Below are 14612 nucleotides of genomic sequence, written 5' to 3'. Positions count from 1 at the left end.
ATGTCAACATGAGCGCGGAAGAAGGCCGTCTGACCAGCGATGACAGGCGCGAGCAGGTGCTCGCGGCCGCCACGGTCGTGTTCGGCGACAAGGGCTATGCGGGCGGCACCACGGACGCGATCGCGCGTCAGGCCGGCATCTCGCAGGCCTACGTGGTGCGGATGTTCGGGTCCAAGGAGAACCTGTTCCTCGAGGTCTCCCGCCGCGCGACCGGCCGGCTCCGCGTCGCGTTCCGCGACATCATCGCCGGCTTCACGGGCGAGGAGTCCAACCTCGAGCGCCAGCATGCGCTCGGCACCGCGTACGGGGAGCTCGTCGCGGACCGCGGCATCCTGCTGAGCCTGCTGCACCTGTTCGGGCTCGGCCAGGACCCGGTGTTCGGGCCCGAGGCGCGCGAGTGCTTCCTCGACGTCTACCGCATCGTGCGCGAGGAGGCCGGGTTCACCGCTGAGGAGGCGACGGAGTTCTTCGCGCGCGGCATGCTCAACACCATCCTGCTCGCCCTGCGGATGCCCGACCTCCGCGACGACGCTCGCGCCTTCGAGCTGATGTCCAGCTCGATGGGTCCGCAGTGCGAGACCATCCTCGCCAACTTCGAGGCGCAGGCCTCAGCGCGCGCCTGACAGCTGCGCCGGCGCGGCCGGGAGCGCGATGGTCACCGTGGTGCCGTCCCCCTCGGTCGACTCGACCGTGAGGGTGCCCCCGTGCACCGCGATGATCGCGGCGGTGATCGCCAGCCCCAGGCCGGAGCCGCCCGTGGCACGTGCGCGGGAGTGATCCCCCCGCACGAACCTCTCGGTGGCCCGCGCCGCGATCTCGGGCGCCATGCCCGGGCCGTCGTCGAGAACCTCGATCCGAGCCAGCGCATCATCCTGCCTCACGCGGACCGTGACGTGGTCGCCGCCATGGATCGCGGCGTTGGTCACCACGTTGATGACGGCCTGGCGCAGCCGGTCCGGGTCCCCTTCGATGGTGACGGGCTCGGGAGCGTCGAGCGTGAACGTCACGCCCTCGCGCGCGGCGGTCGCATCGCGCACCACCTCGCCGCACACGTGCGCGAGGTCGAGCGGGATCGGGTTGAGCTGGGGCTCCGCATCGTACTTCGCGAGCGTGAGCATGTCCTCGACCAGGCGCTTCATGCGCTCGGCCTCCGCCTCGGTGCGACGCCATGCGTCCGCGACGTCCTCGTCGCGCGCGATCGCGCCGCGGCGGTAGAGCTCCGCGTAGCCGAGCACGGTGGTGAGCGGCGTCCGGAGCTCGTGAGAGGCGTCGGCCACGAACTCGCGGAGCCGAGCCTCGGAGCGCTCGCGCTCCTCGAGGGAGGCCGTGAGGGTCCCGATGACGGCGTTGAGCGAGGTCGCGAGCTCGGCGCTCTCGGAACCGTGGCCGGCGCCCTCGAGCCGCACGTCGAGGTCGCCCTCGGCGATCCGGGACGAGGCCGCGACCATCCGGCGCATGGGGTTGACCCCGAGCGAGATCACGAACCACGCGACGGCCGCGAGCCCCGCGAGCACGGCGGCGACGCCGGCCGCCTCGATCAGGACGAGGCGGTGGGTGGCGGCCTCGACACCCTCGGTCGACAGGGCGGTGATCTCGGTGACGCCGGACGCGAAGCTGGCGGGCCGCGCGAGCACCCGGTACGAGTCGTCGCCGTCGGAGGACGGCACCGTGAGGTACACGCCGCCCTCGGTGGGCATGGTCACGTCGTCGAGGACCGGGTACGAGTTGTCGGCGTCCATGGTGGTCGGGGTGAACAGGACGAAGCAGCTTCCCGCGGCGTCGACGTAGCCGCGGAAGACGTCCGACGGGCGCTCGGCGTCGCTCTCCGACCCGGAGGTGTCGCCCGAGCCGCACTCCGTGAGCAGGCGCGGCTCGCCGCGCGAGCCCAGCGACACCGAGGACGTCGCGAGGCGGTCGTCGAGCTGGCTCATGAGGAACGTGTGGGTGACCGCGGTGACCACGATGGAGATCGCGATGGCGATCGCCGCGATGGCCCCGAGGCCGATGAGGACCCTCGAACGCAGCGTCAGCCCGGCACGGGCCGTCACGACACCCTCAGGGTGTAGCCCACGCCGCGGACCGTGTGGATGAGCTTGGGCTCGTGGGTGTCGATCTTGCGGCGGATGTAGCCGATGTACGTCTCCACCACGCCCGGGTCGTCGTCGCGCGAGTAGCCCCAGACGCCCTCGAGCAGCTGGCCGCGCGACAGCACGCGGCCGGTGTTCTGCAGCAGGTGGCGCAGCAGGTTGTACTCGGTCGGCGAGAGCTGGATCTCCGTGCCGGCACGCGTGACCCGGTGCGACACGTCGTCGAGCTCGAGGTCGGCGATGCGGTACACATCGGACGCGCTCGGCGCGTGCTCGACGCGGCGCGAGACGGCCTCGACGCGCGCGACCAGCTCGTCGAGGTTGAACGGCTTCTGCAGGTAGTCGTCACCGCCGATGGTGAGCCCCTCGACCTTGTCCTTCGCGCTGTCGCGCGCGGTGAGGAAGATGATCGGCGTGCGGTCCCCCGACTCGCGCAGGCGACGGCACACGGCGAAGCCGTCGAGCCCGGGCATCATCACGTCGAGCACGATGAGGTCGGGGCGCTGCTCCTTCACGGCCTTGAGGCCGTTCTGGCCGTCCGCGGCGTCGGACACCTCGTAGCCGGCGTAGCGCAGCGCGGCGCAGAGCATGGTGCGGAGGTTGTCCTCGTCGTCGATCACGAGGATGCGTCGTTCAGGCATGCGTCAAGTATCGCCGTGGAACCTCACGATTCGCTGGGAGGCGCCTGGGCGTGGGCCGTGACGGGCGGTGCCAGGCGTCACAGCCGACTCCAGCGGTGCTCCCAGGGTTCTCCCAGGTGTGCTCGGTTAACTGTTGGTGAACAAACGGCACGGGGTGCAGACCCGGCGCCCCCTACCTGAGAGGTCACCATGCCCGTCTACGCCTTCATCCTCGCCGACCTGATCGCGATCTCCATCATGGTCTTCGGCCTGTACTTCCCCCGTCATCGCCGCCGCGACCTCATCGTCGCGTTCCTGTCGATCAACGTGGGCGTCATGGGCGTGACCTACGCGATGACCAACGCGGACATCTCGCTCGGCTTCGGCATGGGCATCTTCGCGGTCCTCTCGATCATCCGCCTGCGATCGACCGAGATGGACCACGCGGAGATCGCGTACTACTTCACGGCCATCGCGATCGGCCTGCTGGGCGGCTTCCCGGCGCTGTCCGCGTCGCTCAGCTTCACGCTCATGGCGGTGCTGCTCGGCGTGATCCTGGTGGGTGACAACCCGCGCCTGCTGCCCCGCAGCCGCCAGCAGCAGATGGTGCTCGACCAGGCCTTCACCACGGAGGAGGGGGCGCGCGAGTACCTCGAGGCCCTGCTCGGCGCGACGGTCCACCGCGCGACCATCCGCAAGGTCGACCTCCTCAACGAGTCGACCGTGGTGGACGTCCGCTACACGCTCCACGCGCAGGTCGAGCGTCCCACCGTCGAGCGCGTCGGCGCCCAGGGCGTGGCCGCCGAGGTGGCGCGATGAACGCCTGGGAGACCCGCCTGGCGGAGCTGCCCGCGGTCGCGCTCGCCGAGCTCGAGGACGAGTACGCGCTGCTGACCCGCGTGGACCGCAAGTACATCGTCTCGCCGGCCGTGTGGGCCGACGTCATGGCCGACGTCGAGGGCCTGCGCGCCCTCGAGATCGACGGGGTCCGCTCCTTCGGCTACGAGTCGGTCTACTACGACACCCCGGAGCTCCACTCGTACCGTGACGCCGCGCGCCGGCGGCCGGCCCGCTACAAGGTCCGCACCCGCGAGTACCTCGACACGGGCGGCCGGGCGATCGAGGTCAAGCTGCGCTCGCCGAAGGGCGAGACGGTCAAGCACCGCGAGTGGCTCGCGGACGATGCTCCGACGGACCTCCTCGAGGGCGCGGCCCGCGCGTTCGTCGCCTCCTTCCCGCAGGTCGGGGCGGCGGTCGACGACCTCGCCCCGGTGCTCACCACGCGGTACCGCCGGGCGACGCTCGTGGCGCACGGAGCCCGCGTCACGGTCGACACCGGTGTGACCGGCATCTCCGCGGAGGGCCCGAGCATCGACTTCGGCGGGGCCCTCATCGTCGAGACCAAGTCCTCGATGCGGGCAGGCGACGTCGACCGCGCGCTGTGGGCGCGCGGCATCCGTCCCACCCGCGTCTCCAAGTACTGCACCACCCTGGCCGCGCTGCAGCCTGACCTCCCGTCGAACCGGTGGTCCCGCACGCTGCGCCGGCACCTGACGACCGCCGCTCACGCGGCCTGAGACCTGAGAGAGACGATCCCCATGCGCAAGCCCCTCCCGTTCCTCGCCGGCGCCCTGGCCGGCACCCTGCTCCTCGCCGGCTGCTCGACCACCACGGGCTCCGACGACGAGGTGTCGACCGACACCGGCGCCACCACCGAGACGACCTCCACCGAGACGACGTCGGCCACCGCCACCGAGCTCACCGAGGTCACGTACGACGACCTCGACGTCAACGACCTCGACACCTCCGCGAACCTCGAGAACGCGGTGGAGATCACGTTGTCCGACTCCGGCTCGACCGGCGGCGACGGCGTGAGCGTCGACGGCGACGTCGTCACCATCACGGCGGGCGGCACCTACCGCCTGAGCGGCACGCTCAGCGCCGGCCAGGTGGTCGTCGCGACCGACGACGAGGACGTCACCCTCATCCTCGACGGCGTGGACATCACGTCCGCGGACACCGCCGCGCTCGACATCGAGGGAGCGGACGAGGTGGTGATCTGGCTCGAGGAGGGCTCGACCAACACGCTGTCCGACGCCGCCGACGCGACGCCCGCGGACGACGAGGAGTCCGACGCGCCCAACGCGACGCTCTACTCGACCGCGGACATCTGGATCGCAGGCGAGGGCTCGCTCGACGTCGACGGTGTGGCCGAGGACGGCATCGCGTCGAAGGACGGCATCGTCATCGAGTCGGGCACCATCACGGTGACCGCGGCTGACGACGGCATCCGGGGCAAGGACTACCTGGTGGTGAAGGGTGGCGACATCACCGTCGACGCCGAGGGCGACGGCCTCAAGTCCACCAACGAGTCGCTCGACGAGGACTCCGCGGTGGGCGTGGTGTGGATCTCCGGCGGCACGCTCGACATCGCGTCGGGCGTCGACGGCATCGACGCGGTCAACCAGGCCACCGTCGAGGGCGGCACGCTGTCCATCGCTGCCGGCGACGACGGCATCACCACCGACGGCGTGCTGCACATCTCCGACGGCACCGTGACCGTCTCCGAGTCCTACGAGGGGCTCGAGGGTGGCGTCATCCTGCTCTCGGGCGGCACCGGCACCATCGCGTCGAGCGACGACGGCATCAACGTGAGCTCCGGGTCCTCCTCCGGCACGTCCGACTTGGGCGGCGGGGACTGGGGCGGCGAGATGCCGTCCGGCGGCGGCATGGGCGGCGACCGCGGAGGTCGCCCCGGCGAGTCCTCGACCGAGGACACGACCGGCACCAGCACGTCGACCGACGCGACCGCCTCGACCACCGCGACGGTGACCATCGCGGCCTACACGACCGACGCATCGTCCGATGCCGCGACCGACGGCGCCACCGACGCGACCACGGTCGAGGGCCCCGGCGGCGGCATGGGCGGCATGGACCAGGCGGCCGAGGGCCGCTACCTGGAGGTCACCGGCGGCACCTGGTACATCGACGCCGAGGGCGACGGGCTCGACTCGAACGGCACGGCGACGATGACCGGCGGCACCGTGGTGATCGACGGCCCGACCAACAGCGGCAACGGCGCGATCGACACCAACGGCACCTTCACCATCTCGGGCGGCACCCTTGCGGCGTCGGGCGCGGCAGGGATGCTCGAGTCGCCCGAGGCCGACGGCCAGGGCGTGCTCACCATCACGTTCGCCTCGGCGATCGCGGCGGGCACCTCGATCACGGTGTCCGATGCGGACGGCAACCAGGTCGCGACGTTCACCACGGGCAAGGTCTCGCAGTCGCTCGTGCTGTCCAGCGACGCGATCGTCTCGGGCGAGAGCTACACGATCTCGACCGGCGCGACCGTCTCGGGCGACGCGGTGGCCGGCGGGCTCGTGATGGGCGCCGCGGCCACCGGCGGCACCGAGCTCGGCACCGTGACGGCGGACTGACGCCCCTCTCTGACAGCCGCAACGGAAACGCGAACGACGCGCCGGTGCATCGGCCCACGACGGCCGATGCACCGGCGCGTCGCATTGAGATCCGTTGGCGCTGTCAGGGGAGAGGGAGGCTCCCGGCGACCTCGCATCCTGCTCCCAGCGTTCTCCCAGGCGCGGTCGTGAGTATTGATGTCAGTGCCCCCACCCCCCCAGGGGTCCCGAGCCGAGAGGCGCCCATGGTCGCCGGTCGGCCCGTCCATCGCTCGCGTTCCCTCCCCACCTCCCGGAGGGGCCGCGACGGACGGGTCGGACCGGCAGGCTCCGGATCTGATGACCGGCTTCGGCCGGGCCGGAGCAGGGCCGCGGACGCCTCTCGGCTCGTCCCCCTCGGGGCGGCGGCTGCCAACGTCGTCCCGACCGATACGCGAGGCCCCTGGTGACTGCCAACACCGGGGGCCTCGCGGTGTCTCACAGGCCGGTGACCAGCAGCTCCGCGAAGGCGCGTGCGGCGGGCGCCGGCGATGCCGGCAGCGCCACGAAGATGTCACGGTAGGTCGCGGCGCGCGTGGGGACGGCGACGATGCCCGGGATGGCGGGGCTCGCATCGAGCGCCATGCGCGTGAGCAGGGCGACGCCCAGGCCCTCGGCGATGAGGCGCTGGGCGGCGATGTAGTCCTCCGTGACGAACGCGATGTGCGGCTCGAAGCCGGCCTCCCCGGCAGCCGCGACCAGGTGGGTCCGGCAACGGATGCATCCGGAGATCCAGCGCTCGTCGGCGAGCGCCGCCATGTCGACCGCGGGCCGCGACGCGAGCGGATGGGTCTCGGGCAGGATCGCGAGGTACTCGTCGCGGCCGAGCGGCGTGGTGGGCATGTCGAGGGGCGGCGGCGTCGCGGCGTCCGAGAACCCGATCACCAGGTCCGCGGACCCCTCGCGCAGCAGCGCGAGCGCCGGGTCCGTCTCGGTCTCCTCGAGCCCGATCTCGATGCCGGGGTACGTGCGCGCGAACTGTGCGAGAGGACGCGGGAGAACGGTCGCGCAGAACGAGGTGAACGCGGCGATGCGGAGCGTGCCCACGCGCAGCTCGGAGTGGTGGTGCAGCGCGCGCTCCGCATCCTCGAGGCTGGCGGCGATGGCGTCCGCGTGGGCGACGAGCGCCTCGCCCGTCGCGGTGAGGCGCGTGACGCGGCCCGCGCGGAACGTCAGCGGCACGCCCGCGCGGCGCTCGAGCGCGCGCAGGTGATGCGCGACGGTCGGCTCGCTCAGCTGAAGGGCGCGTGCCGCTGCGGCTTTCGACCCGTGGCGGGCCACCTCGCGGAGGATGAGCAGACGTTCGACATCGATCACGGGACCATCATGGCATCGAGGTCTGGGTGTCGACGATGCTGTCTTGTGGCGGTGTCGGCGCGCGGCGAGCATGGGGTCATGCTCGACATCGCCACGGCCTTCCGTCCCGCACCCGGGTACCTCGACACGCCTTCGTACGGCCTGCCCGCACGCGCGACGGCCGCCGCGGTGCGGCACGCCGTGCGCGCGTGGGAGCGGGGCACGCTCGACCCGGCCGCGCTCGACGGCGCGGTCGACCGCATGCGCGTCGCGTTCGCCGCGCTGGTCGGCTCGCGCGCCGAGGACATCGCCCTCGCGGGCTCGACGTCGCAGGTGGTGGGCATGGTCGCCGCCTCGCTACCCGACGGCGCGCGCGTGGTGGTCGCCGACGGCGACTTCTCCTCCGTGATGCTGCCCTTCACCCACGACCCCAGGCTCGACGTGCGCGTGGTGCCGCTCGCGCGCATCGTCGCCGAGACCCTCCGTGGGGCGGACCTGGTCGCCGTGAGCGCGGTCCAGAGCGCGGACGGTGCGGTGCTCGACCTCGCTGCGCTCGCCGAGGCCGCGCGGATCTCGGGCACCCGCACGCTGCTCGACGTGAGCCACGCCGCGGGTTGGATGCCGCTCGACGCGCGGTCCTTCGATGTGGTGGTCGCGAGCGCGTACAAGTGGCTCGGAGCGCCCCGCGGGATCGCGCTCGCGGCCGTGCGGCCCGAGGCCGCCTGGGTCCGTCCCGTGTCCGCGAGCTGGTACGGCGCGGACTGTCCCTGGTCCTCCCTGTACGGACCCGAGGTCCAGCTCAGCGCCAGCGCGCGGCGGCTCGACACGTCGCCGCCGTGGCAGCTGGTCGAGGCCGGTGCGGTCGCGCTCGAGCTGCTGGTGCGCGAGGGCGTCGGGAGCATCGGCCGCCACAGCGTGGGCCTCGCGGAGGAGCTGCGCGCGCGCCTGGGCCTCGCGCCCGGAGCATCGCCCATCGTCTCCCTCACGGGCGTCGACGCGTCCGTGCTCGCGCGCGCGGGGATCCGTGCCGCGGGCCGCGGCGGACGCGTCCGCATCGGCTTCTACGTCTACAACGACGAGCGCGACGTCGAGGCCGTGGCATCCGCCCTGCGTGTCGCGCAGGCCGCCTGAAACCTCCCCCGCACGCCACCGGTCGGTGTGAGGTGGGCATGCCCGGCGCCGGTTACGCTTGCCGGGTCGGCGGCAGGAGGGACGATGCGCATCGCAACACGGATGGCCGCGGCGGCGTGCGCGCTGCTGCTGCTCGCCGGCTGCACGGGCGACGAGCAGCCCGACCCCGGGCCCAGCGCCACCGGCGCGCCGACCACCGGCGCCGGCGTGCCCGTGAGCCGTGAGGGGCACGTGGACAACCCCTACGAGGGCGCGACCATGTACGTGAACGCGGACTGGACCGCGAACGTGCTCTCGACCGCAGGCGAGACCACGGACTCGTTCCTCGCGGACGACATGCGCGCGCTGTCCACGCAGCCGACCGGCGTGTGGCTCGACCGCATCAAGACCATCGAGGGGACGGACACGGTGCGCGGCCTCGAGGCTCACCTCGACGATGCCGTGCGGCAGGCCGCGAACGACCCCGACGGCGCGCCCGTGGTGGTGACGCTCGTCGTCTACGACCTCCCCGGGCGCGACTGCTACGCGCTCGCCTCCAACGGCGAGCTGTCCGCCACCACGGAGGACATGGCGCGGTACCGCACCGAGTACATCGACGCGATCACGGACATCCTCGCGCGCGACGAGTACGCGGACCTCCGCATCGTGACCGTGATCGAGCCCGACTCCCTTCCCAACCTGGTGACCAACGCGGATGCCGAGGCATGCCAGGAGGCGGCGCCGTACTACCGCGAAGGCATCGTCTACGCGCTCGACACCTTCGCCTCGCTCGCGAACGTCTACTCGTACCTCGACGCGGCGCATGCCGGCTGGCTCGGCTGGCCGGACAACGCCGGCGCGGCGGCGGCGCTGTTCGCGGAGATCGCGCAGGAGACGCAGGCGGGCTTCGCCTCGATCGACGGCTTCGTCACGGACACCGCGAACACCACGCCGCTCGAGGAGCCCTTCCTCGAGGCGGGCGCACAGGTGGGCGGGCAGCCCGTGGAGGCCGCATCGTTCTACCAGTTCAACCCCGACCTCGACGAGGCGACGTGGGCCGCCGACCTGTGGACGCGCGTGGTCGCCGCCGGCTTCCCGGAGTCCACCGGCATGGTGATCGACACGAGCCGCAACGGCTGGGGAGGGCTCGACCGCCCGACGGCCGCATCCACCTCGGACGACCTCGAGACCTATGTGGACGAGTCGCGGGTGGATCGCCGCGGGCATCGTGGCGCGTGGTGCAACGTCGCGGGCGCGGGGATCGGTGAGCGGCCCGTCGCGTCGCCCGACGGCTACCCCGACGCGCACCTCGACGCATTCGTGTGGGTCAAGCCGCCGGGCGAGTCCGACGGCTCGTCACGCCTGGTCGCCAACGATCAGGGCAAGGGCTTCGACCAGATGTGCGACCCCGCCTACCGCGCGGACAGGCTCGACGGCCAGCTCACCGGAGCGCTCCCGGACGCTCCCATCTCGGGCGCGTGGTTCCCCGCGCAGTTCACCGAGCTCGTGGCGAACGCCTACCCGTCCGTGGGGCAGGGGCCCGAGTCGACCGGGGGCGCGACTGACGGCGCGACCGAGGAGCCCGTGATCGACGGGGCCTGCGCGGCGTCGCTGACCATCGAGCAGATCTGGACCAACGGCTACACGGCGCGGGTGCTCGTGACGGCGTACGCCGATCTCAGCACGTGGGCGGTGATGCTGCCGGCGGGCACCGCGATCCGCGGCTCCGACTTCTGGAACGCCGAGCACACCGACGGGATCGCGACCCCCAAGGAATGGAACGACGACCTCACGGCCGGTGAGACGGCCGACTTCAGCTACATCGGGGAGGGTGAGCCGCCCGCCGAAGGCGCGCTCGAGTGCCGCGCGGAGTGAGCCGACCGGGGTGAGCCTCGGCGTCGTCAGCCGGCGAGCTGCGCGGACATCTCCCGGGTGCGGGCCACCGCGGCCCGGCCCCCGGCGGAGACGACGCCCTGGAGGCCCGCATCGGTCATCGCCTCGAGCGCGGCGAGGGTGACGCCGCCCGGGGAGCTCACGCGACGGCGCAGCTCCTGCGGGGTCTCGCCGGACTCGACGAGCAGCTGCGCGGCACCCGCGAAGGTCTGCTGCGCGAGCAGCGAGGCGAGATCGCGATCGAGGCCCTGCGCCACGCCCGCGTCGGTGAGGGCCTCGGTGAACGCGTAGAAGAACGCCGGCGCGGAGCCCGCGACCACGGTCACCGCCTCGATCTGCTCCTCGGGGACGCGCACCACCAGGCCCGTCGCGCGCAGCATCGTCTCCGCGACGATCAGGTGCTCCTCGGTCGCGTGCGCGCCGGGGGACACCGACGTCGCGCCGCGTCCGATCACGGACGGCGTGTTCGGCATGAGCCGCACGACCGGGGTGCCCGCTGCCAGCCGCTCCTCGTAGAAGGATGCGGGCAGGGCCGCGGCCACCGTCATGACCACAGCGCCGGGCTCGATCGCGTCCGCGACCTCGGCGAGCACGTCCGCCATCTGCTGCGGCTTGACGGCGAGCACCACCACCTGGGCCCCGGCCACGGCCTCACGGTTGTCCCCGGTGGCCCGGATCCCATGCGCCTGCACCAGGGCCTCGCGCTTGTCCTCGCCGCGGTTGGCGACCGTGATCGACCCGCCCGGCCAGCCCGCGACCTTCATCGCGGTGATGAGGGTGCCGCCGATCACGCCGCCGCCGATGACGGCGACGGTGGGCAGCGCGGAGGAGGACGTGGCTTCGGTGCTCATGCGTCCAACCTATCGCGGCGCCCCCTCGAGGTCGCCGTCGAGGTAGCGCTGCAGCGTGGGCGCGTAGATCGCGCAGAGCTCGTCGATCGTCGCGTGGGCGAGCGCGGGGATCTCGAGCACGTAGCGCCCGAGCGCGAGCCCGGTGATCTGCGTCGCGCACGCGGCGGCGCGCGCCTCGGCCTGGTCCTCGCGCACGATGCGGCGCAGGAGGTCGCGCTGCATCACGGTGGCCATCGCGGGGCCCACCTCGGCGGTCGAGACGGCGGAGGCGAGCACGGCGCGCAGACGCACGCTCGCGACCGGGTCCTCCCACAGCGACAGGGCGAGCCGCAGCAGGCCCTCGCCCAGCCGGTCGCGGGGGAGCGAGGCGAGGTCGGCGACGCGCGCATCGTCGCTCTCGAGCGGGCGCATCACGGCGACGAAGAGGTCCTGCTTGGTGCCGAAGTAGTGACGGACGAGCGCCGGATCCACGGCCGCGGCGCGCGCGATCTCCCTCAGGGACGATGCGGCGTAGCCCTTGTCGCCGAACACCGCCGCGGCTGCCGCGAGGATGTCGCCTCGCGTGTCGGCGCCCACGCCGCGCGGGCCCCGCATGCGCGGCCCGTCCGCCGCGGGGGCCGTCATAGCCCGAGCGTCTCCGTGAAGCGGGCGACGTCCTCGGCCGCTCCCTTGACGACGAAGAAGGCGCTGCCGTTGGTCCACAGCACGCGCGTGGCATCGTCCGTCTCGAGCACGGCGCGCCGGCCCACGACGGAGCCGCCCACGGTCGCGTCCGTGAGCTCCGCGTCCTTGCCGGCCGCCTTGGTCAGCGCCGCGGCGGCGTCCTCCTCCGAGTACAGCTGGCGCGCGATGAGGGTCACCTCGGCGGTGCCGTCGGAGTACGTGAGCGTGTACGCCTCGGCGACGCGTCCGGGCAGCGCGCCGTCGGAGGCGGCGTCCCGCGCGGTCGCGGCGGTGAGCGTCCAGTCGCCCGCCACCGTGGGCATCGCTGCGAGGAAGGGGCTCGGGTCCGTGGGGACGAACGGCTCGAGCGTGCTGCCGGGATCGGCGGACGGCACGCTCAGCACGTGCTGCTCGGGCAGGGTGATCGCCTCGGGCCGCAGCAGCAGGAACCAGGCCGCGGCGAAGGCCGCACCGAGGATCACGAGGCCCACCAGGATGAGCGGCCACGCGCGGCCGGGCCTGCGGCCCTCGTCGGTGTCGAGGCCGTTCCCGCCGTCGACCGCGTCGCCGTCCCCGGGTGCGTCGGGTCGCGGATCGGCGGGCGGGCGCGTCGCGGCGCCGGGGGCCTCCGCGGGGACGCGCGGCCGGTACAGCGCCGGGGTCGGCTCGTCGTCGGAGTCGGGCTTCGGGACCGTGGCGGCGATGGTCGCCCACGAGGGCACGGCGGGCACGGGCGCCGTCACGGGCTCGGGGCGTGCCGCCTCGGTCGCCAGGATCGGGGTGAACGCGGGGCCGCCGTCCGCGATCGGGGCGGGATCGATGATGCGGCCGCGCACCTGGGGAACCCCCGCGAGCGGGGTGGGGGCGCCGGCCGCGTGGAGCGCGGCGTTGGCCGCCGCGGTCGCGCCGAGCGCCTCGACGGAGGTGCGGTAGGACGTCTCGGCCGGTGCCGCGGGTCCGCGGTCGCCGTCGGTGGGCGCCCACGGCTCGGGCAGGACCTCCTCGGCTGCCGGGCCGGCATACGGCGCGGCGACGGTGTCGATGTCGAGGTCGACGGGCTCGGGGACGTCCTCGAGCCCGCGCCCGGGCGCTCGCGGCGGCACGGGCTTCGACGGCGCCACCTCCTCGGGCTGTCCGGCTCGGGCCTCGTGGACCGGGGCCCAGCTCCACTCGTCGCGCGTCATGCGCCCCAGCCTAGGGGCGACCGCCGACCCCGCCGGCGAGCCGCGCTGTCGGAGGCCGCCGGTAGCGTGGGCGCATGGCCACCTCGACCCGCAAGACCCTTCCCGGCTACCGCTGCAGCGAATGCGGCTGGAGCGCGGTCAAGTGGGTGGGGCGGTGCGGCGAGTGCCAGGCCTGGGGGACCGTGGTCGAGGTAGGTGCCGCGCCCGCGGGACCCGCGACCAAGGCCACCGCGGTGACGGCTCCCGCGCTGCCCATCTCCGAGGTCTCGGCGGCGGCCGCGGCACGTGCCGCGACGGGGGTCGGAGAGTTCGACCGCGTGCTCGGAGGCGGGCTCGTGCCGGGTGCGGTGATCCTGCTCGCGGGGGAGCCGGGCGTGGGCAAGTCCACGCTGCTGCTCGACGTCGCCGCGCGCACCGCGAGGGCCGGCGGACGCGTGCTCTACGTCACGGGTGAGGAGAGCGCCGGACAGGTGCGGCTGCGTGCCGAGCGCATCGGGGCGCTCGAGCAGGAGGTGCTGCTCGCGGCGGAGACGGACCTCGGGGCCGTGCTCGCGCACCTCGACGCCGCGGAGCCCGCGCTGGTGATGATCGACTCGATCCAGACCATCGCCTCGGCCCAGGTCGAGGGCGCGCCGGGCGGCGTGGGTCAGGTCCGCGAGGTGTCGTCCGCCCTGATCCAGGCGGCCAAGACACGCGGCCTGCCCATGGTGCTCGTGGGCCATGTGACCAAGGACGGCTCGGTCGCGGGACCGCGCATCGTCGAGCACCTGGTCGACGTGGTGTGCCAGTTCGAGGGGGATCAGCACAGCCCGCTGCGGCTGCTGCGGGCGCTCAAGAACCGCTTCGGGTCGGTGGACGAGGTCGGCTGCTTCCAGCTGGTCGACTCCGGCATCGAGTCGGTCGCCGACCCGTCCGGGCTGTTCCTGTCGCGCGACGCCGAGTCGGTGCCCGGCACGTGCCCCACCATCACCATCGACGGCAAGCGGCCCCTGCCGGCGGAGATCCAGGCGCTCGTGGCGCCCAGCGCGCTCGCCAACCCGCGTCGCGCCACGTCGGGCGTCGACGGGTCGCGGGTCGCGATGCTGCTGGCCGTCCTGCACCGGCGCGTGGGTCTCCCCGTCGCCTCCGAGGACGTCTACGTCTCGACCGTGGGCGGCGCCCGCGTGAGCGAGCCGGCGGCGGATGTCGCGCTCGCCCTCGCGCTCGCCTCAGCGCGAGCCGACACCCCGGTGCGGCGCGGGTGGGCCGCGGTGGGCGAGGTCGCGCTGTCGGGCGCCGTCCGGCCTGCGTCCGCGATCGCTCAGCGCGTCGCGGAGGCGGCACGTCTCGGGTTCACCGATGTGATCGTGCCGGCCTCCACCGACACGTCCCGCCTGCCGTCCCAGGTCCGCGTCCATGCGGTGGGCTCGGTCGCGCAGGCGGTCGACCTCGCGCTGCCCCGCGACTGAGC

At 73.3% G+C, this 14612-nt stretch carries 13 protein-coding genes; 7 read left to right on the top strand and 6 right to left on the bottom strand.

What is annotated here, in order from left to right; all coding sequences use genetic code 11:
- Positions 1–8 precede the first annotated feature (8 nt).
- Entirely contained in the window at positions 9–623 is a 615-nt protein-coding gene (locus tag AOM00_RS13710) for a TetR/AcrR family transcriptional regulator (RefSeq protein ID WP_062518332.1), read from the top strand.
- Here AOM00_RS13710 and AOM00_RS13705 read toward each other — a convergent pair.
- Both AOM00_RS13705 and AOM00_RS13700 read right to left on the bottom strand, forming a co-directional pair.
- Positions 609–2048, bottom strand: a complete 1440-nt coding sequence (locus AOM00_RS13705) for a sensor histidine kinase (RefSeq protein ID WP_062518331.1) — start codon at positions 2046–2048, stop codon at positions 609–611. The two genes, AOM00_RS13710 and AOM00_RS13705, sit on opposite strands and share 15 nt — an antisense overlap.
- Positions 2045–2728: a response regulator transcription factor gene (locus AOM00_RS13700; protein ID WP_062518330.1), complete on the bottom strand. Its 684-nt coding sequence runs from the start codon at positions 2726–2728 to the stop codon at positions 2045–2047. Before AOM00_RS13700 ends, AOM00_RS13705 begins: the two co-directional genes overlap by 4 nt.
- 189 nt (positions 2729–2917) lie before the next feature.
- On the opposite strand from AOM00_RS13700, the gene AOM00_RS13695 reads away from it, so the two are divergent.
- The 3 genes from AOM00_RS13695 to AOM00_RS13685 are packed head-to-tail and all read left to right on the top strand — an operon-like array spanning position 2918 to position 6147.
- Positions 2918–3526, top strand: coding sequence for a DUF4956 domain-containing protein (locus AOM00_RS13695; protein WP_062518329.1), 609 nt, complete (start codon positions 2918–2920; stop codon positions 3524–3526).
- Positions 3523–4284: a polyphosphate polymerase domain-containing protein gene (locus AOM00_RS13690; protein ID WP_062518328.1), complete on the top strand. Its 762-nt coding sequence runs from the start codon at positions 3523–3525 to the stop codon at positions 4282–4284. The genes AOM00_RS13695 and AOM00_RS13690 overlap by 4 nt, the downstream gene beginning before the upstream one ends.
- Positions 4285–4305: 21 nt before the next feature.
- Positions 4306–6147 (top strand): carbohydrate-binding domain-containing protein, encoded by a 1842-nt coding sequence (locus AOM00_RS13685; RefSeq protein ID WP_062518327.1) that lies wholly within the window; start codon positions 4306–4308, stop codon positions 6145–6147.
- 456 nt (positions 6148–6603) lie between these two features.
- Here the strand turns inward: AOM00_RS13685 and AOM00_RS13680 are convergent, their stop codons facing one another.
- Positions 6604–7482: a LysR family transcriptional regulator gene (locus AOM00_RS13680; RefSeq protein ID WP_169746862.1), complete on the bottom strand. Its 879-nt coding sequence runs from the start codon at positions 7480–7482 to the stop codon at positions 6604–6606.
- A 78-nt stretch (positions 7483–7560) separates the two neighbouring features.
- On the opposite strand from AOM00_RS13680, the gene AOM00_RS13675 reads away from it, so the two are divergent.
- Positions 7561–8592, top strand: a complete 1032-nt coding sequence (locus AOM00_RS13675; protein WP_082097084.1) for an aminotransferase class V-fold PLP-dependent enzyme — start codon at positions 7561–7563, stop codon at positions 8590–8592.
- 84 nt (positions 8593–8676) lie between these two features.
- Positions 8677–10446, top strand: a complete 1770-nt coding sequence (locus AOM00_RS13670; protein WP_228373512.1) for a glycoside hydrolase family 6 protein — start codon at positions 8677–8679, stop codon at positions 10444–10446.
- Between the two features lie 26 nt (positions 10447–10472).
- On the opposite strand, the gene proC is transcribed toward AOM00_RS13670, so the two are convergent.
- The 3 genes from proC to AOM00_RS13655 are packed head-to-tail and all read right to left on the bottom strand — an operon-like array spanning position 10473 to position 13162.
- A complete protein-coding gene (gene proC / locus AOM00_RS13665) occupies positions 10473–11315 on the bottom strand; it encodes a pyrroline-5-carboxylate reductase (protein ID WP_062518325.1) in 843 nt (280 codons plus the stop codon).
- A gap of 9 nt (positions 11316–11324) precedes the next feature.
- Positions 11325–11939, bottom strand: coding sequence for a TetR/AcrR family transcriptional regulator (locus AOM00_RS13660; RefSeq protein ID WP_062518324.1), 615 nt, complete (start codon positions 11937–11939; stop codon positions 11325–11327).
- A complete protein-coding gene (locus tag AOM00_RS13655) occupies positions 11936–13162 on the bottom strand; it encodes a hypothetical protein (protein ID WP_062518323.1) in 1227 nt (408 codons plus the stop codon). Before AOM00_RS13655 ends, AOM00_RS13660 begins: the two co-directional genes overlap by 4 nt.
- Positions 13163–13236: 74 nt before the next feature.
- Between AOM00_RS13655 and radA the strand changes: the two genes are divergently transcribed.
- Complete coding sequence (gene radA, locus AOM00_RS13650) at positions 13237–14610, top strand: DNA repair protein RadA (protein ID WP_062518322.1); 1374 nt, start codon at positions 13237–13239, stop codon at positions 14608–14610.
- The last annotated feature ends 2 nt before the right edge of the window (positions 14611–14612 follow it).

It is taken from the genome of Demequina gelatinilytica, assembly GCF_000971115.1.
Lineage (GTDB): Bacteria > Actinomycetota > Actinomycetes > Actinomycetales > Demequinaceae > Demequina > Demequina gelatinilytica.
Note: the sequence above shows the minus strand (reverse complement) of the source record. Positions and strands in the feature narration are given on the sequence as shown.

Bases quoted from the DNA above. Each gene is read 5' to 3' on its own strand.
- AOM00_RS13690 (WP_062518328.1), top strand. From the start codon at position 3,523: ATGAACGCCTGGGAGACCCGCCTGGCGGAGCTGCCCGCGGTCGCGCTC.
- radA (WP_062518322.1), top strand. From the start codon at position 13,237: ATGGCCACCTCGACCCGCAAGACCCTTCCCGGCTACCGCTGCAGCGAA.
- AOM00_RS13660 (WP_062518324.1), bottom strand. From the start codon at position 11,939: ATGACGGCCCCCGCGGCGGACGGGCCGCGCATGCGGGGCCCGCGCGGC.
- AOM00_RS13655 (WP_062518323.1), bottom strand. From the start codon at position 13,162: ATGACGCGCGACGAGTGGAGCTGGGCCCCGGTCCACGAGGCCCGAGCC.
- AOM00_RS13685 (WP_062518327.1), top strand. From the start codon at position 4,306: ATGCGCAAGCCCCTCCCGTTCCTCGCCGGCGCCCTGGCCGGCACCCTG.
- AOM00_RS13710 (WP_062518332.1), top strand. From the start codon at position 9: ATGAGCGCGGAAGAAGGCCGTCTGACCAGCGATGACAGGCGCGAGCAG.
- AOM00_RS13695 (WP_062518329.1), top strand. From the start codon at position 2,918: ATGCCCGTCTACGCCTTCATCCTCGCCGACCTGATCGCGATCTCCATC.
- proC (WP_062518325.1), bottom strand. From the start codon at position 11,315: ATGAGCACCGAAGCCACGTCCTCCTCCGCGCTGCCCACCGTCGCCGTC.
- AOM00_RS13675 (WP_082097084.1), top strand. From the start codon at position 7,561: ATGCTCGACATCGCCACGGCCTTCCGTCCCGCACCCGGGTACCTCGAC.
- AOM00_RS13700 (WP_062518330.1), bottom strand. From the start codon at position 2,728: ATGCCTGAACGACGCATCCTCGTGATCGACGACGAGGACAACCTCCGC.
- AOM00_RS13670 (WP_228373512.1), top strand. From the start codon at position 8,677: ATGCGCATCGCAACACGGATGGCCGCGGCGGCGTGCGCGCTGCTGCTG.